20 protein-coding genes and 3 pseudogenes are annotated in these 22,725 nt (G+C 40.0%); 2 read left to right on the top strand and 21 right to left on the bottom strand.

Annotated elements, in window-relative coordinates; genetic code table 11:
• The first annotated feature begins 1 nt into the window (after position 1).
• A complete protein-coding gene (hypD, locus tag IPK31_07935) occupies positions 2-1,114 on the top strand; it encodes a hydrogenase formation protein HypD (protein MBK8087868.1) in 1,113 nt (370 codons plus the stop codon).
• 901 nt (positions 1,115-2,015) lie between these two features.
• Positions 2,016-2,818: pseudogene (gene hypE / locus IPK31_07930) on the top strand (hydrogenase expression/formation protein HypE).
• A 149-nt stretch (positions 2,819-2,967) separates the two neighbouring features.
• Here hypE and IPK31_07925 read toward each other — a convergent pair.
• The 21 genes and pseudogenes from IPK31_07925 to IPK31_07825 all read right to left on the bottom strand — a co-directional run bounded on the left by IPK31_07925 (position 2,968) and on the right by IPK31_07825 (position 22,624).
• Positions 2,968-4,669, bottom strand: a pseudogene (locus IPK31_07925) (acyl-CoA dehydrogenase family protein).
• A gap of 24 nt (positions 4,670-4,693) precedes the next feature.
• Entirely contained in the window at positions 4,694-5,713 is a 1,020-nt protein-coding gene (locus IPK31_07920) for an electron transfer flavoprotein subunit alpha/FixB family protein (GenBank protein MBK8087867.1), read from the bottom strand.
• Positions 5,714-5,740: 27 nt separating this feature from the next.
• Positions 5,741-6,616 carry an electron transfer flavoprotein subunit beta/FixA family protein gene (locus tag IPK31_07915; protein ID MBK8087866.1) on the bottom strand — a complete coding sequence of 292 codons (876 nt, stop codon included), beginning with the start codon at positions 6,614-6,616 and terminating at the stop codon, positions 5,741-5,743.
• A 229-nt stretch (positions 6,617-6,845) separates the two neighbouring features.
• Positions 6,846-7,442, bottom strand: coding sequence for a hypothetical protein (locus tag IPK31_07910; GenBank protein MBK8087865.1), 597 nt, complete (start codon positions 7,440-7,442; stop codon positions 6,846-6,848).
• Positions 7,443-7,485: 43 nt separating this feature from the next.
• Positions 7,486-7,935, bottom strand: coding sequence for an isoprenylcysteine carboxylmethyltransferase family protein (locus IPK31_07905; GenBank protein ID MBK8087864.1), 450 nt, complete (start codon positions 7,933-7,935; stop codon positions 7,486-7,488).
• Between the two features lie 435 nt (positions 7,936-8,370).
• Positions 8,371-9,672, bottom strand: a complete 1,302-nt coding sequence (argH, locus tag IPK31_07900) for an argininosuccinate lyase (GenBank protein MBK8087863.1) — start codon at positions 9,670-9,672, stop codon at positions 8,371-8,373.
• Complete coding sequence (locus tag IPK31_07895) at positions 9,669-10,739, bottom strand: M20 family metallo-hydrolase (GenBank protein ID MBK8087862.1); 1,071 nt, start codon at positions 10,737-10,739, stop codon at positions 9,669-9,671. Before IPK31_07895 ends, argH begins: the two co-directional genes overlap by 4 nt.
• Positions 10,736-11,530: an acetylglutamate kinase gene (argB, locus tag IPK31_07890; protein MBK8087861.1), complete on the bottom strand. Its 795-nt coding sequence runs from the start codon at positions 11,528-11,530 to the stop codon at positions 10,736-10,738. The genes IPK31_07895 and argB overlap by 4 nt, the downstream gene beginning before the upstream one ends.
• Positions 11,523-12,479: an N-acetylornithine carbamoyltransferase gene (locus IPK31_07885; protein MBK8087860.1), complete on the bottom strand. Its 957-nt coding sequence runs from the start codon at positions 12,477-12,479 to the stop codon at positions 11,523-11,525. Before IPK31_07885 ends, argB begins: the two co-directional genes overlap by 8 nt.
• A gap of 64 nt (positions 12,480-12,543) precedes the next feature.
• A complete protein-coding gene (locus tag IPK31_07880; protein MBK8087859.1) occupies positions 12,544-13,686 on the bottom strand; it encodes an aspartate aminotransferase family protein in 1,143 nt (380 codons plus the stop codon).
• A gap of 29 nt (positions 13,687-13,715) precedes the next feature.
• A complete protein-coding gene (locus IPK31_07875; protein MBK8087858.1) occupies positions 13,716-14,693 on the bottom strand; it encodes an N-acetyl-gamma-glutamyl-phosphate reductase in 978 nt (325 codons plus the stop codon).
• A 92-nt stretch (positions 14,694-14,785) separates the two neighbouring features.
• Positions 14,786-15,988 (bottom strand): argininosuccinate synthase, encoded by a 1,203-nt coding sequence (gene argG / locus IPK31_07870; protein ID MBK8087857.1) that lies wholly within the window; start codon positions 15,986-15,988, stop codon positions 14,786-14,788.
• A gap of 134 nt (positions 15,989-16,122) precedes the next feature.
• A pseudogene (locus tag IPK31_07865) lies at positions 16,123-16,782 on the bottom strand (GNAT family N-acetyltransferase).
• A 334-nt stretch (positions 16,783-17,116) separates the two neighbouring features.
• Positions 17,117-17,371: a hydrogenase maturation nickel metallochaperone HypA gene (locus IPK31_07860; protein MBK8087856.1), complete on the bottom strand. Its 255-nt coding sequence runs from the start codon at positions 17,369-17,371 to the stop codon at positions 17,117-17,119.
• Between the two features lie 116 nt (positions 17,372-17,487).
• Positions 17,488-17,946 carry a 4Fe-4S dicluster domain-containing protein gene (locus IPK31_07855; protein MBK8087855.1) on the bottom strand — a complete coding sequence of 153 codons (459 nt, stop codon included), beginning with the start codon at positions 17,944-17,946 and terminating at the stop codon, positions 17,488-17,490.
• A gap of 11 nt (positions 17,947-17,957) precedes the next feature.
• A complete protein-coding gene (locus IPK31_07850) occupies positions 17,958-19,046 on the bottom strand; it encodes a nickel-dependent hydrogenase large subunit (protein MBK8087854.1) in 1,089 nt (362 codons plus the stop codon).
• 2 nt (positions 19,047-19,048) lie between these two features.
• The gene (locus IPK31_07845; GenBank protein MBK8087853.1) at positions 19,049-19,390 is read right to left on the bottom strand and encodes an NADH-quinone oxidoreductase subunit C; all 342 of its coding nucleotides are present in this window, start codon (positions 19,388-19,390) and stop codon (positions 19,049-19,051) included.
• Entirely contained in the window at positions 19,387-19,911 is a 525-nt protein-coding gene (gene nuoB / locus IPK31_07840) for an NADH-quinone oxidoreductase subunit NuoB (protein ID MBK8087852.1), read from the bottom strand. Before nuoB ends, IPK31_07845 begins: the two co-directional genes overlap by 4 nt.
• Complete coding sequence (locus IPK31_07835) at positions 19,908-20,747, bottom strand: NADH-quinone oxidoreductase subunit H (GenBank protein ID MBK8087851.1); 840 nt, start codon at positions 20,745-20,747, stop codon at positions 19,908-19,910. Before IPK31_07835 ends, nuoB begins: the two co-directional genes overlap by 4 nt.
• Positions 20,748-20,759: 12 nt before the next feature.
• A complete protein-coding gene (locus tag IPK31_07830; protein ID MBK8087850.1) occupies positions 20,760-21,119 on the bottom strand; it encodes a hypothetical protein in 360 nt (119 codons plus the stop codon).
• A gap of 95 nt (positions 21,120-21,214) precedes the next feature.
• Positions 21,215-22,624 (bottom strand): hypothetical protein, encoded by a 1,410-nt coding sequence (locus IPK31_07825; GenBank protein MBK8087849.1) that lies wholly within the window; start codon positions 22,622-22,624, stop codon positions 21,215-21,217.
• Between the last annotated feature and the right edge of the window lie 101 nt (positions 22,625-22,725).

Raw genomic sequence — 22,725 nt, 5'->3', positions numbered from 1 at the left:
TATGAAATATTTATCAGAATATCGTGACCCTGAGTTGGTGCACCAGTTTGCAGAAGAGCTGCACCGCATTACTACAAAACCATGGACCATTATGGAAATTTGCGGCGGGCAAACACATAGCCTGGTGAAGAATGGCATTCTTGAAATGCTGCCCAAAGAAATTACCATGGTACACGGACCGGGCTGTCCGGTTTGTGTTACACCCATTGGAATTATTGATGAAGCCATTCTGCTAAGTGAAATGACAAATGTGATCCTTTGTTCATTTGGTGATATGCTGCGTGTACCCGGCAACAAAAAAAGTTTGCTTGAAGCAAAAGCAGAAGGTGCTGATGTACGGATTCTTTATTCACCATTGGAAGCTGTAACACTTGCTCAACAAAATCCAGATAAAGAAGTGGTATTTTTTGCAGTAGGTTTTGAAACAACTGCTCCGGCAAATGCACTGAGTGTTGTGCATGCTGCTAAAATGAATGTACATAACTACAGTATCCTTGCATCGCATGTACTGGTGCCACCGGCAATGGAAGCAATACTTGGTGATCCTGAAAATAAAATTGATGCCTTTCTTGCCGCCGGTCATGTGTGCAGTATCATGGGCATGGAAGAATATTACCCGGTTGCTGAAAAATATCAAACGCCGATTGTTGTAACAGGTTTTGAACCAGTTGATTTATTGCAGGGAGTATTGATGGCTGTTCATCAGCTTGAAAAGGGAATGTTTGAAGTAGAGAATCAATATGTGCGTGCTGTACAGCGTGAAGGAAATTTGATTGCACAGGAAACCATTCATGAAGTGTTTGATATTGCCGACAGAAGCTGGCGTGGTATCGGACAAATTCCCAACAGCGGATATGAGCTGAATGATGAATACAAACGATTCAATGCACGTATTAAATTTGATCTTGGTGAAACAGCAGTTGACGGAACGAATGAATGCATCAGTGGAGAAATTATGAAAGGATTGAAGAAGCCTTTTCAATGTCCGCACTTTGGAAAAAAATGTAATCCCGAACATCCATTGGGTGCGCCAATGGTAAGCAGTGAAGGTGCATGTGCAGCTTATTATCATTACCAGGGAGTAGAAGAAGAAGAATTAACAGAAGCAGTATGAGATTAAGTGAAAACTATTTATACCCCAATTCGATTTTTATTTTTACATTGGTCATGGAAGCCGTGGTTTGTTAACAAAAAGATTGTTACAAAGTGGGTTTTGAAGGTAAAAAAATGATAGGCTTGATCACTAGCATGACGGTGATGGATTTTAAAATTAAATGGAAAAATTGCTAAAAATGAGAACCGACAAATGGACTCTTTTTCTCCTAGTTTTTTTTCCAGGTGGAAATTTTGGTGAACTGGCAGTTAATGGAACGAGATATAATGGATTTTGGCACAGGTGGTTACAAAGGCGAAATAGTTGAATTCACTTGCTTTTATAATTAATAAGGTTTCCAACCATACAATAAAATTGGGAAATATTAATAAGCATCAACAGTTATTTAGCACCTGAAGCTGGCGCAGAGATTGGTTTAAAGGCGATACGCAAAAGTCGTGGAGAAAAAGGAGAGGTGGATAAAATTTTGTGAATTACTAAGTGCAATTGGTCTTGTTCAAATCTTCTAAGCAAATTTTCACCACAACCGAAAATGGTCCCCTCGACAAGATCATTAGTTAAAGGACCAAATGGCTGCACATACGGTATGACTAGAATAAGTTCACTGAAAGGATTCGAATTCTGGAATAACCTATTGTGAGCGATACAAGAAACCTGAATTTAAAATTAAAAAACAGTTACTCGATTTATTTGGATCAAAATTCGATTTTATATTAGATCTTACTCGTGGTGGTGGATTGTTTCTAACGGTTGTTAAAAAGTGGCGTATTTGATGTGTTGAAAAGTGATCTGCTTGATCAACAACAAGTTGCTGTTTTGAATTGAACAGGGGAAGGTGCCTGCGAAATGATACTGGCGGTTATGTTATCCATTCTCTCTTGAAGGTTTTTCTGGTGGAAATATTGGTGAACTGGCAATTAATGGAACAGTAAAGATCTTGACATGTGTTGAGCAAGAACCGAAATTATTCGCTGGCTTTTATATGGAAGAAGGTTTACCCATCATTGAATTCTGGGAAATATTAGTAAGATAAAAAAGCTGCTTTAAAAGCAGGTGGAAGATTGTTACAGGTGATACGAAAGTGGTGGAGAAAGGAAAGGCGATAAGATCTTTGTGAATACAAGCGGCATTGGTCTTGTTCATCCCAAAGCAAATATTCATCACAACCGCATCAAACCCGGTGACAAGATCATCATCAGCGGACCAATGGCTGCACATGGTATTGCCATCATGAGCTTACGTAAAGGATTGGAATTTGAAACAACCATTGAAAGCGATACAAGAAACCTGAATCATATTACCCAGCAGCTATTCGATTTATTTGGAGCCAATATTCATTTCATGCGTGATCCTACACGTGGTGGTGTTGCTTCTGTGTTAAATGAAGTGGCGGGGATGACACAGTTAGGTTACCTGCTCGATCAAAAACAAATTCCCGTTGATGAACAGGTGGAAGGTGCCTGTGAAATGCTTGGGCTTGATCCATTATATGTCGCTAATGAAGGAATTTTTATTGCAATTGTAAATCCATTAATTGCCGAAAGTTTTTTATATCAGCTGAAAAAAGAGAAGGATTTTACTTCAGCCGCTATTATTGGTGAAGTAGTTGATGAACATCACGGTAAAGTGTTGATGAAGAGTCGTATTGGCGGAAGACGTGTGGTGAATTATTTAACTGGTGAACAATTGCCGAGGATTTGCTGAGATTGATTCGCCACAAAGGCACGAAGGCTGAAAGAAGCACAAAGAAAATATTCATCCACATCTGACAGGTATTTTCTTTAACTTCTTAAAATTATACTGTTTGTGGTCGCTTGACCAATTACCAAACGAATCAATCTTTTTTTCTGCTGCTATTTATATTTCCCCATATCATTAACTGATGAATGACCCAGGAATGCTGCATGTGCATGGTTTTTTGCACGTGCATAACGCAGAAACACTTCCAGCGTTTTCCAGTAATCATGATCACGCTGCATATCATTGAGCAACAGGTAACCCATAATAATGTTTCCTGCCATCTCAACTAACCTGCGTGCATGAAACTCTATAAACTCAGGATTGTTATGAAACGTTACTCTTGCTTCAGCCTCTTCGTAATCAAATCCCATGGTGATAAGCTGTGACCTGTACGATTCTGTTTCGGGTTTAATCGTAGCTTTTTCATACTCCTGCATCTGTGCAAGATAGGCCCCGGTAGTAACTCCTTTCGTAGCGGCCACAACCTGCAGTTGTGTAGTTCCTTCGTAAATAGTTGTGATGCGGGCATCACGGTAAATCCTTTCGATGGGGTAATCTTTCATAAACCCTGAACCACCGTGGATCTGCAACGCATCATAAGCAATTTCATTACAGAATTCGGAAGTAATTCCTTTTGCCAGCGGTGTAAATACATCGGCAAGTTTCTGGTATTTTTTCTGCTCTTCTTTTTCTTCTTTTGTTAATTCTCTTTCAGCAGAAATATGGTTGTACGTTTTATAGATGTCAACAAAACGTGCGGTTTCATAAAGTAATGAACGGGATGCAGCCAGCTTTGCATGCATCACAGCAAGCATTTCATAAATCGCCGGAAACTTAATAATGGGTTTACCAAACTGTATTCTTTTTTGTGCATACGTCAATGCTTCACGGTAAGCGGCTTCACTGATACCAACCGATTGTGCAACGATTCCAAGTCTTGCACCATTCATCAGCGACATTACATATTTGATTAAACCGAATTTCCGTTGTCCGCAAAGTTCTGCCGGAGCATTTTTGTACACCAGTTCGCAGGTAGGAGAACCTTTGATCCCTAATTTATGTTCTATTCTTCTTACTGTAATTCCGCCACTTTTTTTATCATGAATAAACATGGAGAGCCCACGGCCATCCTGTGTTCGTTCTTCTGTACGGGCAAGCACAAGCGAAATATCACCATCGCCATTTGTTATGAACCGCTTCACTCCATTCAGCAGCCATGTGTTTTTTTCTTCATCAAAATGTGCTTTCAGCATTACTGCCTGCAAATCAGAACCGGCATCTGGTTCAGTCAGTGCCATCGCCATTGTTTCGCCATGTGAAACTCTTGAAAGATATTTTTCACGCTGTTCATAAGAGCCAAATTCATTGATCGTTTCGGCACAGTCCTGCAATCCCCAGATGTTTACAAATCCTGCATCAGCACGGGAAACAATATCTGCCGCCATAATGTAAGGCACGATAGGAAAATGAAGTCCACCAAACTCACGGGGCAATGTAATGCCCATCAGTCCGGCCTGTTTGATAGCATCAAGGTTTTCCTGGGTTCCCTTTGCATACGTTACTCTTCCGTTTTCCAGTGTTGGTCCTTCATGATCAACAGCTTCAGCATTTGGTGCAACAATATCGCCACTGATTTCACCTACAACTTCCAGTACCTGTGCATAGCTATCCATTGCATCTTCATAATCTTTAGGAGCAAAATCAAACGCATCTTTATCATGAAAGTTATTTTCCCTTAGTGCCACTATTTTTCTGCATCAACGGATGTGAAAGATGAAACTGCAGATCGGGGTTATCAGTAAAAAAATTTGCCATAAAAGGTGAATTGAATTTTACAAATTATTTTGTATGCTCTTTATAATACTTAATCATTTTAGGAATTACATTCTCCACTCTTCCTGTTATTACATAGTTGGCGATTTTATTGATGGGTGCATTGGGATCATTATTGATTGAAATAATAATGCTTGACTCCATCATTCCTGCGAGGTGCTGAATTTGCCCTGAGATACCGCAGGCGATATATAATTTCGGACGTACCGTAACACCGGTCTGTCCCACCTGGCGTTCGTGACCTGCATATCCTGCATCAACAGCAGCTCTTGATGCACCTACTTCACCACCAAGTAAGGTTGCCAGATTGTGTAAGAGTTTGAAGTTTTCTGCAGAGCCTACACCGAAACCACCTGAAATAATCACCGGTGAATTTTTGATGTTCACTTTTGATGTTTCCATATGACGTTCGATCACTTTTACTACAAAGGCTGTATCGTCAACATATTTTTCTACATCAAGATTAACTGTTTCTCCTTTGTAACCGGGATCAACAATTTCTTTCTTCATTACACCTTCTCTTACAGTTGCCATTTGCGGACGGCAGTCAGGGTTAATAATGGTAGCAATAATATTTCCGCCAAATGCTGGGCGAATCTGGTACAGTAAATTCTTATAAACCTTGCCGAGCTTTTTGTCTTCGTGTTCGCCAATTTCCAGTTCGGTGCAATCTGCAGTGAGCCCGCTTTTTAATGCAGATGAAACACGTGGACCGAGATCACGGCCAATAGTTGTAGCACCCATTAAAGCAATCTGTGGTTGCTGTTCTCTGAAAAGATTAACAACGATGGATGTATGTGGTAATGTGGAATAAGGCGAAAGTCTTATATCATCAGCCAGGTAAACCGTATCAACACCATAAGGAAAAATTTCCTTTTCAAATCCTGTCAGATTCTCACCAATCAAAAGCGCTTCCAGTTTACAGTTCAGCTGGTTGGCGAGGCTGCGGCCCTTTGTTAAAAGCTCCAGACTTACATCTGCAATCCTGCCTTCATCGAGTTCGCAATAAACGATAATATTATTCATGAAATAAAGTTTTGAGAATGGAAGTTTCTAACCAATAATATGTGCTTCAATCAGTTCATTCATTAACCCGTCAATATCTTCATCAAAGTCATCGAGTGTTCTGGATTCTTTTGATTGAAAAACGATATTATCCACCTTTTTTACTTTTGTTGGAGAACCCCCAAGGCCAAGCTGTATAGGGTCTGCGTCAATATTATTTACACTCCATTCTTTGATGGTAAGATGCGTATTTGCTGTTGCTGTAGCCAGGTAATCTTCATTGCTTTCCTGGTGGTTGCTGATTGTGGTTGCATGTTTATATTTCATCAACCGTTTTGCATTTCTCGGACGGCAACGTGGAGCAGAGCTGTTTACGGTAATGAGTACCGGCAATACACATTCAACAATTTCTATTCCTCTTTCAAGTCTGCGTTTCACCTGAATTGTATTTTCTTTCAGCGACACGATTTCTTCTGCATAAGTGATTTGCGGAATACCTAATTTTTCTGCAACCTGCGGACCAACCTGCGCCGTGTCGCCATCAATCGCCTGGCGACCGCAAACAATAATATCTACATTCTTTATTTTACGGATGGCGCAGGAAATGGCATACGATGTTGCTAATGTATCCGAACCGGCAAAAGCTCTATCGGTAAGCAGGATGCCATCATCAGCACCACGATAAAAACCCTCACGGAGAATTTCTACTGCACGTGGCGGACCCATTGTAAGCAGGGTAATTGTTGAACCGGGAAACTGATCTTTGATCAGTAAGGCCTGCTCAAGCGCATGCAAATCTTCGGGATTAAAAATGGCGGGTAAAACTGATCTGTTAACGGTGCCGTCGGCTTTCATGGCATCTTTACCAATATTCCTTGTATCAGGCACTTGTTTGGCAAGCACAACAATCTGGAACTCTTTCATCTGGCAAGTTTTTGAGTTTATTGCTGCCAAATATCAAGATTAAATTCCTGTGAAAACATGACTGTATCATGATGGATGACCTGATTTATATCATGAAAAAACGGAATGAAGAAATGAATGCTGAATTACTGCACTTCTCACTAAGGAAATGCAGTATTGAAAGATGAAGGCCCCTTTGGTGAAGGTCTGACAGTAAATTATTAACAGGCCAACAGTGGCTATTTATCTGTTAATACCTGTATTTATCGTTTTTGTCTTTTGTAGGTTTCATGTCTTCATCCTTTTCTTTATCATAAATACGTACATAAACGATCCATTCAAAATTGGCGTACTCTGCAACAAGATCAATCACCAGGTTTCCGAATTCACCCGTTACATCATTCATCCGAAACTGGTTGGTCCATAAGCGCAGCTCTTCAGAAGGAGCGTTATAAGGGCCGGTTGCATTGATACTGTTATTAGCACCTTTACTCATGAAAGATTTACCTGCAATATCATTATAGTAGGACTTGTATTGCTTTTTCAGTTCGGCCATATCATCTGTAACAAATAGTTTCGCTTCCCACAACCAGTTGATTTTTGTTTTGGTTGGATAGCCAATCACTTTGGTTTCAACAGCTCCTTTCATTTCAACTGTTGATGCATATTGAATAGTGTTGGGATCGCCCTGGTTCCTGGTTCCTTTAATAGAAGAAAACTGGTTAGGATAATCGTTGATCACTTTTTCAAGCTGTGGCCTGATGGATGTAAACGGGCTTTTGATTTGGGCAGAGAGAATAATTACAGAAAATAAACATGCCGTAAGAAGCAGTAGATTTCGGTTCATGGATACAGATTTGTACTGCAATATAGGAAAACTAATTTATCAATTAAAGTACGTAGGGTATCAGCCGTTTTACTTTTTTTTGATAATTCCTGTATGCATCTCCATAACATTTCACCAGCTTTTTTTCTTCAAACTGCATTCCAATTAAAATGTAAATGATCATCAGGGCAAGCAATAACCAGCATTTGGTGTAAGGGAGTGCAATGCAAAACCCAAGTGCCAGAATAATCGTTCCGCTGTAAAGCGGATGCCGTACATATTTATTGAGCCCCCTGATTTGTAAAGGCATCATTGTTTCTTCCCTGAAACCAAAGAAGGCATTGAGATCATAATTCTTCACAGAAAAAAACATAATGATTGAACCGGCTATTGATACCAGTGTGCCAATTGCAATAAAGAAAGCAGTTGTTTGATAGAAAACAGCCGATGGTGTTCTGTATAAATAGAGGAGAAGGAAGGCGAGTGCGGCAAAATTAAAGAGGTTATAAACGATCCGGTATCACCTGTTTGACAGCCCCGTAATTTTACCCGCCTGCTGTTTCACCGCTTCATTTGCCATGAAACTATGAAGGAAAAAGTAAATACCCCAAGCTAAAATAAGCAGTTCCATCCTGCTAATATAATGAGTTCTGTATAGCGGCAGACCGTATTTTTCACATGCAAAAAAATATCATTTGTACTCTTGCCATGTGGCATAAAGATTGCTAATTTTATGGTATTAAATCCAATGGCAATGTCAAAAAACCAAACCGTACGCAAGGGTTCGTCTGTTTTACAGTCAATCAAACAAATTGTTCATTTGCTGGTTGAGTCGTTTGAGTCACCACAAACACGTCAGTTCAGAAGATTGAAAAATTTCGTTTCGGAATAAGATTAGATAGACTGCTGCCCGTCGAAAGCCATTCGCTCACTGGTGTATGGCTTTTTTTTATGCCCTGAACTCAGAGAGAACACTATCCATTTCCTGGATAATTTCTGATGTACATAAATTGCCGATACTGCCTTCATGTGTATGATGGAGTTGCTGCAGATCAAATTCAAACTCTCCTTTATTAATAGCATTGCCCACCTGCTGGTAAGCTTCCCGGAATGGAACCCCTTTGTTCACCAGTTCGTTCACCGCTTCAACACTGAAGAGATATTTATACTTCTCATCCACAAGAATATTCTCCCTCACTTGCATATTACTGAGCATGAGCTGCATCAGTTGAAGACAGGCTTTCAATTCTTCAATAGCGGGAAATAAAATTTCTTTCGTGAGCTGCAGATCCCTGTGATAACCTGAAGGAAGATTATTGATGAGCAAAGTAAGTTCGTTTGGAATAGATTGAATACGGTTGCATTTTGCACGAATCAGTTCAAAAACATCCGGATTTTTCTTGTGCGGCATTATGCTGCTGCCTGTTGTTAATTCATCAGGGAAAGAAATAAATGCAAAGTTCTGATTCATATATAAACAGCAATCCATCGACAGTTTGCTGAGCGATGCTGCAAATCCGCTTAAACCAATAGCTGCAAATTTTTCTGTTTTACCACGGCTCATTTGTGCATACACACTGTTCCAGTTCAATGTTTCAAACTGCAGCAGAGCTGTTGTTCTTTTTCTGTTGAGTGGAAAAGAAGAACCGTAACCGGCACCACTTCCCAATGGGTTTTTATTGGCAACATGATAAGCAGCTGCAAGCAGTTCCATATCATCCACTAAACTTTCTGCATATGCACCTAACCACAAACCAACAGAAGATGGCATGGCAATTTGTAAATGCGTATAGCCGGGTAATAAACCGTTTTTGTTTTTCTCACTTTGTACAACCAGCAAATCAAACAGGTTTTTTACTTCATTTTTGATGCTGATGATTTCTGCACGGAGATAAAGTTTGATATCAACAGCCACCTGGTCGTTCCTGCTTCTGCCGCTGTGAATTTTCTTTCCTGTATCACCAATTTTTTGTGTAAGAAGATATTCAACCTGTGAGTGTACATCTTCAATTCCTTCTTCAATAACGAAAGAACCCAACTCAATAGTTGACAGAATTTCTTCCAGTCCATTGATTGCAATAGATGTTTCTTTCTTTGTCATCAAACCCACTTCACCCAGCATTGTCACATGGGCAATGGAGCCCTGCACATCATACTTCGCCAAAAGCAGATCGAATTCTTTATCACGGCCAACGGTAAACTGTTCTACCAATGCAGATGTGCTGCTGTTTTCTTTGCTCCAAAGCTTCATAGAATGGCGTTTAAGAGTTTGATGTATAATTCTATCCCTTCTTTTATTTCGTCTATATATATAAATTCATCTGCAGTATGACTTCTTGCACTGTCACCGGGACCCATCTTTAAAGCTGGAAAAGGCATCAAAGCTTTATCACTTGTTGTAGGTGAACCATAATACCCCCTGCCCAATTCAATACCTGCTTTGATCAACGGATGATCCATTGGTATTGAAGTTGATTTCATTCTTGTTGTACGTGGTTTGAACTGGCTCTTCAGGTTTTGTTTCAGTGAATCCAGTATTTCATCAAATGTATACAGTTCATTTACCCGGGCATCAATCACAAATTTACATTGCGGTGGAACCACATTGTGCTGCTGGTTGTCTGTACCAATGATTGTTACAGTCATTCTTGATTCGCCTAACAGCGGACTTACTTTATCAAACTTACAATTACGGATCCAGTCAATATCCTCAATGGCAATATACAAAGCATTCACCCCTTCGTTTCTTGCAGCATGACCAGCTTTGCCATTAGCAACACAGTCAATCACCATCAGCCCCCTTTCAGCAACGGCCATTTCCATTTTAGTTGGCTCACCAACAATACCAAAGTTGATATTGCCGAGATAAGGAAGAACAAGCTCAATTCCATTTACACCACTTATCTCTTCCTCTGCACTAGCAGCAAATACAATATTGTGTGAGAGGTTTTCCTTTTTATAAAAATGCAAAAACGTAGCTATAAGTGAAACAAGACAACCGCCGGCATCATTGCTGCCAAGACCAAACAGCTTTCCCTCTTTTTCAATAGGCGTAAACGGATCCTGTGTATATCCTTTGTTGGGCTTTACCGTATCATGATGTGAGTTCAGCAGAATAGAAGGTTTGGCTACATCATAATTTTTATTCAATGCATAAATATTATTGCCAACCCTGTTTGCAGGTATCCCTTTGAGTGCAAAAAATTTGCCGATGATTGCTGCTGTTTCTTCTTCTTCTTTACTGAAAGAAGGAGTGGCAATCAATTCTTTTAATAACTCAATAGCCTGCTGCTGTAATATGTTTATTTGTTCGCTCATAACTGATTATTAATGGTTGTTCCTTTTGTTCCCTCTATTAACCCGTTTAATTCTTCGGCTTTACCGATGATAACTTTTTTAACTCCGCTGTTCAATGCTGCAAATGCATTATCCAGTTTGGGGATCATGCCTGCAAATATTTTTCCTTCACTTTTTAAACGCTGATAAGCTGATGGGTTGATCTGAGCAATAACTGTTGAGTCATCATCTGCATCGAGCAACACTCCGCTTTTTTCAAATGAATATACCAGTTGCACTTCGTACAGGCTGCTCATCGCTTTTGCCACTTCTTGTGCAATAGTATCTGCATTGGTATTTAATAATTGTCCTTTGCCATCATGTGTAATTGGCGCCACTACCGGAATAAATCCATTGTTTAACAGATGCTTCCAGCTGTCTGTTGTAATTTTTTCTGACAGTACATCGCCCACAAATCCATAATCAATTTCTTTTATAGGGCGCTTATTTGCAGGAATTAAATTCCCATCAGCACCAGTAACACCAATTGCATTACAGTTAAGTGATTGAAGCTGTGCAATCAGTTTTTTATTGATGAGTCCTGCATAGACCATTGTTACAAGATCAATGGTAGCAGCATCAGTTATTCTTCTTCCATCAACGTACTTACTTTCTATCCCAAGTCCTTCACCAATCTTTGTAGCAACCTTGCCGCCACCGTGTACAAGAATTTTCTTTCCTTCAACAGAAGCAAATGACTGCAGGAACGATGAGAGTTTTGTTTCATCATCAATAATGTTTCCTCCAATCTTTATGACTATCAGCTTATCCATTTGCTTTTAAAATTTCTGATAAAACTGTTTGTGCAGCCCACACCCTGTTACTTGCTTCCTGTGTTACTATACTGTTCTTACTATCCAGTACTTCATCGCTCAGTTCCACATTTCTTCTTACCGGAAGACAATGCATAATTTTAGCTTCGTTGGTTGCTTTTAGTTTTTCTTCTGTCAGCATCCACGCAGGGTCGTTACAATAAATTCTTCCGTAGTCTGTATAAGTGCTCCAGTTTTTTACATACACAAAATCAGCATCCTTCAATGCTTCGTCCTGGTTATGTGTGATGGTTGCTCCTTGTGTGAATTGTTCATCCAGTTCATAATCTTCGGGATGTGTAATCACAAAGTCTGCTTCTCCCCATGCGTTGATCCATTGTGCAAAACTGTTGGCCACACATTGCGGCAGGGGTTTGATATGTGGCGCCCAGGTAAGAACTATTTTAGGTCTGCGTTTTTCTGTAAATGTTTCCTTTATTGTAATGATATCTGTCAATGATTGGAGCGGATGAAGTGTTGCACTTTCCAGGCTCACAACCGGAACACCTGCATACTTAATAAACTGTTTGATGAATAACTCACTGTAATCATCTTTCTTATTTTGTAAAGAAGGAAACGTACGGATCGCCAATACATCAAAATAATTTCCCAGAATAGGTGCTGCATCTTTTACATGTTCTACGGATGTACCGCTCATGATGGCTTCTTCTTCAAATTCCCAGCTCCAGCCTTCGCTGCCCACATTAAACACAATCGGATGCATGCCCAAATTCTCTGCAGCAATCTGCGTGCTTAATCTTGTACGCAGACTTGGGTTTAAAAAAATCAAACCCATGCGCTTGCCTTTACCCAGTTCCTGATCCTTTAACGGGTTTGCTTTATACGCTAATGCTTTTTCAACCAAAGCATTAATGTCTTTTACATCATGAACGGAAATAAACTGTTTCAATTTCGATGTTGATTTTAGTTGTCCCGATTTTAAGATCGAGGCAGTTCAATTTTAATAACAAGAATTATCCTTTCAACTTTTCTATTTCTTCTTTAATGGCTTCAATGAAATGCTCTGCATCTCTTTTCTTCAATGCCAGGCTTGGCAGCAAACGGATCACATTTGGTTTTGCTTCGCCTGTAAATATTTTCTGGTTGATCAGTAAATTTTTCTTCAGGTCTTTTAACTCCTCGGGCACATCAAAGCCAATCATCAATCCTTTTCCTCTTACATTTTTCAGCTCTTCAATTTTTTCCAGCTCTTCTCTCAGGTATTTTCCAACCATCACGGCATTGCCCATTAGTTTTTCTTCTTCGATCACTTCCAGTACAGCGAGTGCTGCCGCACAGGCTAAATGGTTACCACCGAATGTTGTTCCCAGCATAAAATGCTTAGGCTTGATATGCGGAGCAATAATAATTCCACCAATGGGGAAGCCGTTGCCCATTCCTTTTGCCATGCTGTAGATGTCAGCATTGACCCCGGATAAATCATGGCTGAAAAATTTTCCGCTTCTTCCATAACCGCATTGCACACTGTCGGCAATATAAACAGCACCATATTCATCACAGAGTGTTCTGATTTTTTTCAGGAAAGAACTGTCCGCTACATTAATACCGCCAACTCCCTGTATCCCTTCAATGATAACAGATGAAATTTCTTTACCCTGCTCTTTAAAACAATCTTCCAGTGCCTGTTGATCATTGAACGGAAGAAAGATCACGTTGTCGGTTTCATTCACCGGGGCAATAATATTTTTATTATCTGTTGCACTTACAGCCAGCGATGTTCTTCCGTGAAATGCTTTGCTGAAGGCAACAATCATTTTTCTTCCGTTGTAAAAGCTTGCAAGTTTTAATGCATTTTCATTTGCTTCTGCACCTGAATTGCATAAGAAGAGCTGATAGTCTTCTTTTCCCGAAATCTTCCCCAATTTCTCTGCCAGTTGTTCCTGCAATGGAATTTTGATAGAGTTGGAATAGAAAGCAATCTTATTTAACTGCTCTTCAATTCGTTTTACCCAATGCGGATGAGTATGTCCAATACTGATAACAGCATGCCCGCCATAGAGATCCAAATACTGCTCGCCTTTATCATCCCATACATAACTGCCTTTGGCTTTTGTAATGGCGATATTGTTAAGCGGGTAAACGTCGAATAAATTCATAATTGTTACTTAATGCTGCTTTCAGCGTATTAAAAATAGTTTGCTTTTAAATTTAGTCCTGTTCTTTCATCGAGACCAAACAGCAGGTTCATATTCTGTACAGCCTGACCGCTTGCCCCCTTTAATAAATTATCTGCTGCTGAATGTACAACCACGATGTCTCCAACTTTCTCCAGCTGGATGATACATTTATTTGTATTCACCACCTGCTTTAAAAAAACAGCCTCTTTTGTTACATGTGTAAACACAGCACCTGCATAGTAGTCTTCGTAAAGTTTATTTAACTCAACTAAACTCAAGTTGCAATGCATTTGTGAGCTGATAAAAATTCCTCTTGTAAAATCGCCACGCCAGGGAACAAAGTTGACAGTGATATCACTGTTGGGCTGTAACTGCAAAAGAGATTCGCCGATTTCTCCCAGGTGCTGATGAGTTAATGTTTTATATGCCTGGATGTTATTAGCTCTCCAACTGAAATGTGAGGTAGCAGATAAACCCTGCCCTGCACCTGTAGTGCCCGTGATACCGGTTGTATATACATCTTTCAGCAAACCTGCTTTTGCCAACGGCAACATACCAAGTTGTAAAGTAGTAGCAAAACAGCCGGGGTTGGCGATGTTCTGTGCAGATTTAATTTGTTCCCTGTTTAATTCAGGTAATCCATAAATGAATTTGCGGTTACCGATTTGAGAACCTACCTGCAATCTGAAATCATTTGCCAGATCAATGACTTTTATCTTTTCGTCAATCGTGTTCTCTATTAAAAACTTTTTTGATTCACCATGACCCAAACATAAAAACAATACATCTGCTTCATTTGAAAGCTCACCGGTGAACTTCAACTCTGTATCACCAAATAAATCCTGGTGAACAGTATAAACAGGTTTACCTGCATTGCTTCTGCTGTGAATAAAAGAAAGTTCAGCAGCAGGATGATTGATCAGTAAACGGATCAATTCTCCGCCGGTATAACCTGCACCGCCAATAATTCCAACTTTTATTTTCATAACTAGTAATTAGAAATGAAGAATTAAAAATGTTAAATGAAAAAGTGGAAGACAACTCTGCACATCCTTTCTCATTCTTAATTTTTCATTCGTTATTTTTCATTCTCTGCCTGAACAGCAGTCCAGATAGAAGTCTGATTGCCGAAGATCTTTGAAAACCCTCTAACATCATCTCCAGTAAACCCGGTATTCATTTCACCATACTTACCAAACTTTGCACTCATGAGATCATATTTGCTTTCAATACCAATTACCTGGAAACGGTAAGGCATCAGCTGCACAAATACATCACCGGTAACATTCCGCTGACTGCTTTCAAAATAAGCTTCAAGATCACGCATCACCGGATCAAGGATCTGTCCTTCATGCATCCAGTTGCCATAAAATTGCGCCAGTGTATCTTTCCATTGCAACTGCCATTTGGTAAGTACATTTTTCTCCAGCGCATGATGTGCTTTCAAAATCACCATTGGTGCCGCTGCTTCAAAACCAACTCTTCCTTTAATACCAATGATGGTATCTCCCACATGAATATCTCTTGCAATACCATAAGGACCTGCTAATGATTGTAAATAGTTGATGGCTTCAACCGGGTGTGAAAACTGCTGATCATTTACTCCTTTCAGTTCTCCTTTTTCGAAATGAAGTTTAACTTCTTCGCTTCCGGTTTTAGTTACTTGCGTTGGCCATGCTTCTTCGGGTAACATGCCTTTACTGTTGAGGGTTTCTTTTCCGCCAATGCTTGTTCCCCACAGTCCCTTATTAATCGAGTAAGCTGCTTTTTCAAAGTTCATTTCCACTCCCTTACTTTTTAAGTAAGTGATTTCATCTTCACGGCTCAGTTTCATATCTCGGATGGGTGTGATGATTTCCACTCCGGGAATCATGATATGAAAAATCATATCAAAACGAACCTGGTCATTGCCAGCTCCTGTGCTTCCGTGTGCTACTGCATCAGCATTTAATTTCTTTGCATGTTCTGCAATATGTAAAGCCTGGCTTAAACGTTCGGCACTTACACTTAATGGATATGTATTATTTTTTAAGCAATTGCCAAACACTAAGTATTTAATGATGCGTTCGTAATAACCTTTCACCGCATCAACTGTTGTGTGTGTTTTTACGCCAAGCTTGTATGCATGTGCTTCAATCTTTTTCAACTCTTCTTCACTGAATCCCCCGGTGTTAACAATTACCGAGTGAATTTCATATCCCATTTCATCGCTGAGGTATTTGGCGCAATAAGTAGTATCAAGTCCGCCACTGAATCCGAGTACAATTTTTTTGTTTACCATAGTAGAATAGAATTATTGAACGTAGAAGGGTGTGACACAACAACTGTCCAAACAGGGAACAGTTGCCGGTTACAAATATTATAAATGAAAAAAATAATGCAGGATTTTTTTGATCTGCTTTCGCTGCCGCCATTCTCATCCTTGTCTTTGCGCAGAAAAGCTTTCACCAGCTTCCATTCCTTGAAACGGAGCAGGCGTTCAAATCCTTTTTTATTTTCTTCGAAGTATTGTTTTGTTTCAGCGGGCTCGTAATGATCTTTTGGGTCATAGAGCATGGCGGTACACATACAGTTTTTTCGATCCTTGCTCATGAGGATATCATAGTTCACACAACTTTTACAACCGGCCCAGAATTCTTCATCCTGTGTAAGCTCGCTGTAAGTAACGGGTTCGTAACCAAGATCGGAGTTGATCTTCATTACTGCAAGACCTGTTGTTAAACCAAAGATTTTTGCATCGGGAAATAACTGGCGTGAAAGCTGGAAGACTTTTTCTTTAATACTTTTAGCCACACCGCTTTTTCTGAAAGCCGGAGAAACGATTAATCCGCTGTTGGCAACAAATGCTCCGTGGCTCCATGTTTCAATATAACAAAAGCCAACCCATACACCATCATTAGTTAAAGCGATCACCGCTTTTCCTTCATCCATTTTATTGGCTACATATTCGGGGCTTCTTTTGGCTATTCCTGTACCACGGGCTTTGGCACTTTCCTCCATTTCCCTGGTGATAGTTTCTGCATATTGGGTATCGCCACTATTGGCTACACGTATAATAATATCCTGATGTTCCATGTCTGTAATTGCTTAACAAAAACGGGATGACCAATCCTAAGAGTATTACCGGGGAGTTGTTCACTGACAGGGGCCTTGGTGAAGGGCTCGTCCTATCAGACGATGCGTCGAGGTCGTGGGGAAAATACATGGAAGTTAGCAGTGCTGTTATTGGCACTTACTTCCTGAATTTGATATGTATTTGTGTTTGTCAACTGCTTTAAAAAATTGAGGAACAAAAGTAATTGATATAATTAAAAGAAAGACATAAAATTTTTTGAAACCTGTAATCTTTCCCTTTTCAGTACAATCGTTAGTTTTTTGTTGCAGAAGATGCTTTAGTCACCAAAAGAAATTATTCATCAATTGTAAGACTGAGAATTTTCATTTCTGTTCCTTTCAAAATCGTGACGCCATAGCTTTTACAATTGGGACAGGCAGTGCCGTAAGCGTTGAGATGAAACACAGTTTGACAGTCCAGGCATTTTGCTTCGCCTTCTATTATATCAATATTGAGTTCGGCTTTTTCAAGTACAGTATTTGATTTGATTGCTTCAAAAGCAAAACGGAGAGAATCAATTTCAATGCTGCTGAGCTGACCAATCTGCATGGATACAGCTGTAATAATTCCTTTGCCTTCCGGAGCCGATTTTCCGCAATGGATAAGATGGAGTGTGCTATAGAAAGTTCATGCATAGGAATTGGATAAGGTTGTTGAACGAATAACTAAGAACCTTCCTTGCTTTCTGTATCTTTTTTTACCTCCGCAGATTTTGCTGCTGCTGCTTTTCGTTTCTTTTCAGCGGCATACTCTTCACGGCTTGCAATTGCTTCATCAAATAATTTGTTCCAGCCGTTGTTGATGTTTTCTGCTTTTAATGCACAGGGAGCCGGTTCAGCAGTTTGGAAAAGTGCTCCTTCTTTTGGACAGGAACGAACACATTCGCCGCAATAAATACAAACCGCCCTGTTATAATGATAAGTTTGTTTCCCTTCCATATCCTGTGAAAAAACAATAGCTCCGGGAGGACAGGCCGTTTCACAACGGCGGCACCAGATACAAAGGTTTTCTTCAAAACCAATTAAACCACGGTAGTCATCGGGCTTATAGGTTTGCTCAAACGGGTACTTTGTTGTTACCGGTTTCTTTAATACGTTTCCAAGTGCTTTAAAAAATGTTTTCATTTCTTACTTTTTTATCTCGCAGTACATGAAAGGCATGGGTCATATGATGCAATAATAGCGGGAACACTTCCATATTCATTTCCTTTGAATGTTTCAGCCATAGCCCCTACATTGGAGAATGTGGGTGCTTTAATTTTTAACCGTTCCAGCACCTGCGTTTTATTTCCTTTGGCATAATAAAACAATTCACCCCTTGGTGCTTCTAACCGAACGGTTGCTTCTCCATCAGGAAATGCTTTTGTTTCAGTGATGAGTGCTGACTCCGGTAACCCGTTAATGATGTTTTCAATGATGCGGATAGAAACATAGATTTCACGAAGCCTCAGCATATTTCTTGCATGTACATCTCCTGCTGTATCTGTGATCATTTCAAAACCAACTTCTTTCCACGGTAACAGGTCTTCTGTTTCGTTACGCACATCAATTGCTAAACCTGCAGCTCTTGCAAACGGTCCAACTACATTCAGCCGCATTGCATTTTCTTTTGTAAGAACGCCAATGCCTTTATTTTTTAAAGACAGTGTCCAGTTGTTTTGATAGATGTCAACCAGTTCTTCTAACTGCGGCATAAAACTTTTCATTCGCTCTAAAATCCACCTGCCAATCTCAGGTTTTAAATCACGGGATACTCCGCCCACAATTGCAAAATCGTATTGAACACGGTTGCCGCAAACAGCTTCTAACACTTCCATTGAAAACTCCCTGTACTGCATGGTTTTCATGAACAATGCTTCAAAGCCGGAGTTTTCTGCCACATGGCTGAGACATAATAAATGTGAATGAATACGGTCGAGTTCAATTACCAGCATCCGCAAATACTTTGCTCTTGTTGGGATTTCAATCTTCAGTAATTTTTCAGCTACCTGTGAATAAGCAGTAGAATGTGAAATTGAACATAAACCACATACACGTCCAACCACAAAACTTACCTGCCTGAATTTAAACTTTGAACAACAGGCAAGTTCTATACCACGGTGTACATAAAACACATTCGCTTCGGTACTTTTAATTTTTTCATTCACCGTGGTGAACTTAAAATGGAGAGGCTCCAGCAGTGAAATATGCTGGGCACCTACCGGTATTTCATATTGCTTTCCCATAATTATTTTTTCTTTCTTAATGGTCCGCTTTCAAAATCTGGTTCCAGTACAAATCCTTTTTCGGTGTTTTCGATTTTGATATTCATCAAATCCACCAGCTCAGCTTCTGCAACCCATGCTGACACAACAATCTCTTTGATGCTTGGAATTTCTTCAGCAGGATTAACGATTGCAAAAAAACAGGTTGTATCGCAGGGATAGGCATAATCGCTGAAGAACCATTGTATCTCCATCTTCTCTCCCAGGTCAACCGCATTCATTACAATGAAATGATGCTGATCGGGTTTGTAATAATCAGCGATATCACTTTTTAATTTTTCTATTGATGTTTCAATCTTCTTCATGCTAATAACGGTTTAATTTCATCCGCAATATTTCTTCTGTTGATCTGTGTTCCTTCTTTCACCACTTCTTTATTCAGCCTTACTGATTTTTCTATTTCCTTTGTTTTTGTTTCTAAAATTGCAAGTGCCTGTACGACACCATCAATAATCTGTTCAGGTCTTGTACCGCAGCCACATACATATACATCTACGGGTATGAACTGATCAATACCACCTTCGCAATTATACATTCCCCTGAACACACCGCCTGTACTTGCGCAGGCACCGCAACTGATCACAACTTTTGGTTCGGGCATTTGTGCGTAGATCTCTACCAGTCTTTCACGGGAGCGTTTGGTAACCGGACCGGTTACTAATAAAATATCTGATTGCTTTGGATTACCTGTATTGATCATTCCAAAACGTTCAATATCATATTTAGGCCCAAGACAGGCAAGGATTTCAATATCACAGCCGTTGCATCCGCCTGCATTGTAATGCAGAATCCAGGGTGATTTTTTTCTGAAAGAAGCCAGGTTCATGTTAAACTGTTTATTAATAAATTAATAAAGGCAAGAGAAAATGCTACTGTTAATGAAAACCGGAGCATCTGACGATAGTTCACCCTCGCACTTGAATTATCTAATGCATTCAGATAAAAGAATGTAAACACAACCAATGCTGCACCTAATAAAATATTACTGCCAGCAAAAAGGAATACCAATGTATAGCAAAAAACATAATCAAGCCATTTAGCTGTATACACGGCTTCATAGAAAATTCCTGAAAACTCAATCTCTGTACCGCCTGTTATTTCCTGGTGAGCTTCGGCAATATCAAAAGGTGATTTTTTCAGTTTGATGGGAAGTATAAGCAGCAGTGCAATAAAGGCCAGCGGCATTTTATATAATAAGGGTTCACTCATTTTGTAAACAGATGAAACATCAAAACTGCCGGTAACCAGGTACATGGAAACAGCAATCAATATCAGCACAGGTTCGTAAGCAAGCAGGGTCATCGCAGTTCTGTTGGCGCCAAGATGACTGAAGATGGAACGTGTACTGTAGCCCGCCAGGATCATGAGTGAAGATGAAAGCAGGTGAAGGAACACCACTAAAATCAAATCACCGCCCAGCAGCAAAACAGCCAGTGCAAACCATAATGAAACAAAGTGCATAATTCCTAAGAAAGCATGAGCGGAGTGAACCATCATTCTTCTTTTATCTGCCAGTTTTAAGAAATCATAAAAAGGCTGCAGTAATGGCGGACCAACTCTTCTCTGCATGCGTGCTTTAACGATGCGTTCAAATCCATAAATCAATCCGCCAATAAATGGAGCGAGGATGATGAGTAAAACTGGAAGCAATACGTTGTTCATAACAAGATCGTTTTATATCAAAGCCACAGCTATCAGTGCAATAAAAAACAAAATACCTGCTGTTGAAAAATAAGGAGTCGCTTTATCGGTTGTGAAATAGAATGAAGAAAAAGAATAATTAATTTTTTCGCCGCACATGTATTCTTTGGCCCTGTCAACTTTTTTAAATTGCACAAACATGGCAGCAACAATTGTAACCGGCAGCAGAAAGAATGCAACCAGCAAAGGCACCATTGGCAGTTTCATTGAGCCGATATAATAATTCCAGCCTTCAGTAACAATAGGAATAGATGAGCCGATAAGATCAGCGGCTACGGGTGAAAATATATGAGTTAACAGGAATGGCAAGCCAACCATACACAATACAATCATAATCATTAACAGGTTGATGATTGCTTTATATGTTTTGCCTGTATGCTCAAAAACAACATGATCGTTCTTCCCAGTTCTTGAAATAAGCGTTCACATCACTTTAAAATAAAGCAGTGAAAAAACTGCGCCTCAATGGCCACAAACACAATTACCAAGGCACCAAATATTCTTTGCTCATGCAGAAAAACCCCCAGTGTTAAATAACTGATCCATTTCCCTACAAATGCACCAAATGGTGGCAGCAGCAGCGACATAAAACCAATGGTTACCGCCAGTGAAGTGTATGGTCCAAGCTCTCCCAGCTTATCCATATCAGAAGTTTGCTTGAGATGAAATACTCTTTCCAAAACCCCTGCATTGAGGAACAGCATACATTTTGAAATACCATGAAACAGGATAAGTACAAGTGAAGCAATGATGGTAACTGGTGTACCAATGGCTGCCATCATAATCATTAATGAAAGCAACCCAATTGTTGAATGGGCAAGAATTCGTTTCAGGTTATCCTGCGACAGAGCGAGAACAGCTGCTGCCACAAAAACAAACCCTGTTAATGCAATTACAACTGTTGCCACAGGTGTTTCTTTTAATGCAGGTGCTAAACGAAGAATCATAAAAGGAGCAATCTTCACCATGGTAGAAGAATGGAGCAGCGCACTCACAGGAGTTGGAGCCACCATTGCACCAAGCAGCCATTTACTGAACGGCATCTGTGCACCTTTAATTAAAGCAGCAACTGCCAGTAAAGCAAGAGGAAGCAGAATGCCGGGTTCTCCTGCATGTGCCAGCAGGTTGGTGAATGTTGCTTCACCGTATCCATTATATGCAATGAAGAAGATAGCAACAAGTATTGCCAAACCGCCAAGCTGGTTCATCCATAAAGCTGTTATGGCGTTTTTAACTGATTCCTTATCTTTTCTGAAACCGATAAACAGGAAGGAAGCGAGTGTGGTTAATTCAAAGAACAGGAAAAAGTATTCCATGTTATCTGATGAAACAACCAGGTTCATGACTGCTATGAACCAGAACATGGTGGAGAGAAAATATTTTTTTCGGAACTTGCTGCATTCCTCTTCCGCAATATACCGCAGCGAATAAATAGCTATAATGCCGCTGATGATATTGATGAGCAGGAACATAAATGCACTCAGCCTATCAACCATGAACTGCATGGCTTCCCCGGATGGTAATGTTTTCAGCAGGTAGAGTAAACCGCCAAGCTGTAAAACACTCATGAGGCCAACCAGCCAGCTTTTTTTGCGCAGGGCTACCCAGCCAAAATAAAGCAGCAACAGGATATCAGCTCCTGCAACAATTTCGTTTACATAATGAGGTACACTGAAATAGAATGGCTTGTCTGCATTAATAAAAAGGTAGAGAGACAGTGCCGATAATAGCACTGCAGAAATAATAACTAAAGCACCTGCGGCTTTTTTAGACAATACAAGCAACAATCCGCTGACAATAACCGGCAGGATAAACAAGCCGGCAATAAGGGAATACATGGCTGAGCAATTTAATTGTCAAAAGAGGCTGCTATATTAGTCCTTACTTTTTCGGCAGAGAATGATCACTGTCACTTAAAAGCATGATGTGGCTTATTAAT

This window comes from Chitinophagaceae bacterium (genome assembly GCA_016713085.1).
GTDB lineage: Bacteria > Bacteroidota > Bacteroidia > Chitinophagales > Chitinophagaceae > Lacibacter.
This window is presented reverse-complemented; position numbering and strand designations above follow the sequence as displayed.

Excerpts from the sequence above, each read along its gene's own strand:
- hypD (MBK8087868.1), top strand. The coding sequence starts at position 2 with ATGAAATATTTATCAGAATATCGTGACCCTGAGTTGGTGCACCAGTTT.
- IPK31_07920 (MBK8087867.1), bottom strand. The coding sequence starts at position 5,713 with ATGAATAATATTATCGTTTATTGCGAACTCGATGAAGGCAGGATTGCA.
- IPK31_07915 (MBK8087866.1), bottom strand. The coding sequence starts at position 6,616 with ATGAAAGAGTTCCAGATTGTTGTGCTTGCCAAACAAGTGCCTGATACA.
- IPK31_07910 (MBK8087865.1), bottom strand. The coding sequence starts at position 7,442 with ATGAACCGAAATCTACTGCTTCTTACGGCATGTTTATTTTCTGTAATT.
- argH (MBK8087863.1), bottom strand. The coding sequence starts at position 9,672 with ATGAAGCTTTGGAGCAAAGAAAACAGCAGCACATCTGCATTGGTAGAA.
- IPK31_07895 (MBK8087862.1), bottom strand. The coding sequence starts at position 10,739 with ATGAGCGAACAAATAAACATATTACAGCAGCAGGCTATTGAGTTATTA.
- argB (MBK8087861.1), bottom strand. The coding sequence starts at position 11,530 with ATGGATAAGCTGATAGTCATAAAGATTGGAGGAAACATTATTGATGAT.
- IPK31_07880 (MBK8087859.1), bottom strand. The coding sequence starts at position 13,686 with ATGAATTTATTCGACGTTTACCCGCTTAACAATATCGCCATTACAAAA.
- IPK31_07875 (MBK8087858.1), bottom strand. The coding sequence starts at position 14,693 with ATGAAAATAAAAGTTGGAATTATTGGCGGTGCAGGTTATACCGGCGGA.
- argG (MBK8087857.1), bottom strand. The coding sequence starts at position 15,988 with ATGGTAAACAAAAAAATTGTACTCGGATTCAGTGGCGGACTTGATACT.
- IPK31_07860 (MBK8087856.1), bottom strand. The coding sequence starts at position 17,371 with ATGCAGATTGGTCAGCTCAGCAGCATTGAAATTGATTCTCTCCGTTTT.
- IPK31_07855 (MBK8087855.1), bottom strand. The coding sequence starts at position 17,946 with ATGAAAACATTTTTTAAAGCACTTGGAAACGTATTAAAGAAACCGGTA.
- IPK31_07850 (MBK8087854.1), bottom strand. The coding sequence starts at position 19,046 with ATGGGAAAGCAATATGAAATACCGGTAGGTGCCCAGCATATTTCACTG.
- IPK31_07845 (MBK8087853.1), bottom strand. The coding sequence starts at position 19,390 with ATGAAGAAGATTGAAACATCAATAGAAAAATTAAAAAGTGATATCGCT.
- nuoB (MBK8087852.1), bottom strand. The coding sequence starts at position 19,911 with ATGAACCTGGCTTCTTTCAGAAAAAAATCACCCTGGATTCTGCATTAC.
- IPK31_07835 (MBK8087851.1), bottom strand. The coding sequence starts at position 20,747 with ATGAACAACGTATTGCTTCCAGTTTTACTCATCATCCTCGCTCCATTT.
- IPK31_07830 (MBK8087850.1), bottom strand. The coding sequence starts at position 21,119 with ATGATTGTATTGTGTATGGTTGGCTTGCCATTCCTGTTAACTCATATA.
- IPK31_07825 (MBK8087849.1), bottom strand. The coding sequence starts at position 22,624 with ATGTATTCCCTTATTGCCGGCTTGTTTATCCTGCCGGTTATTGTCAGC.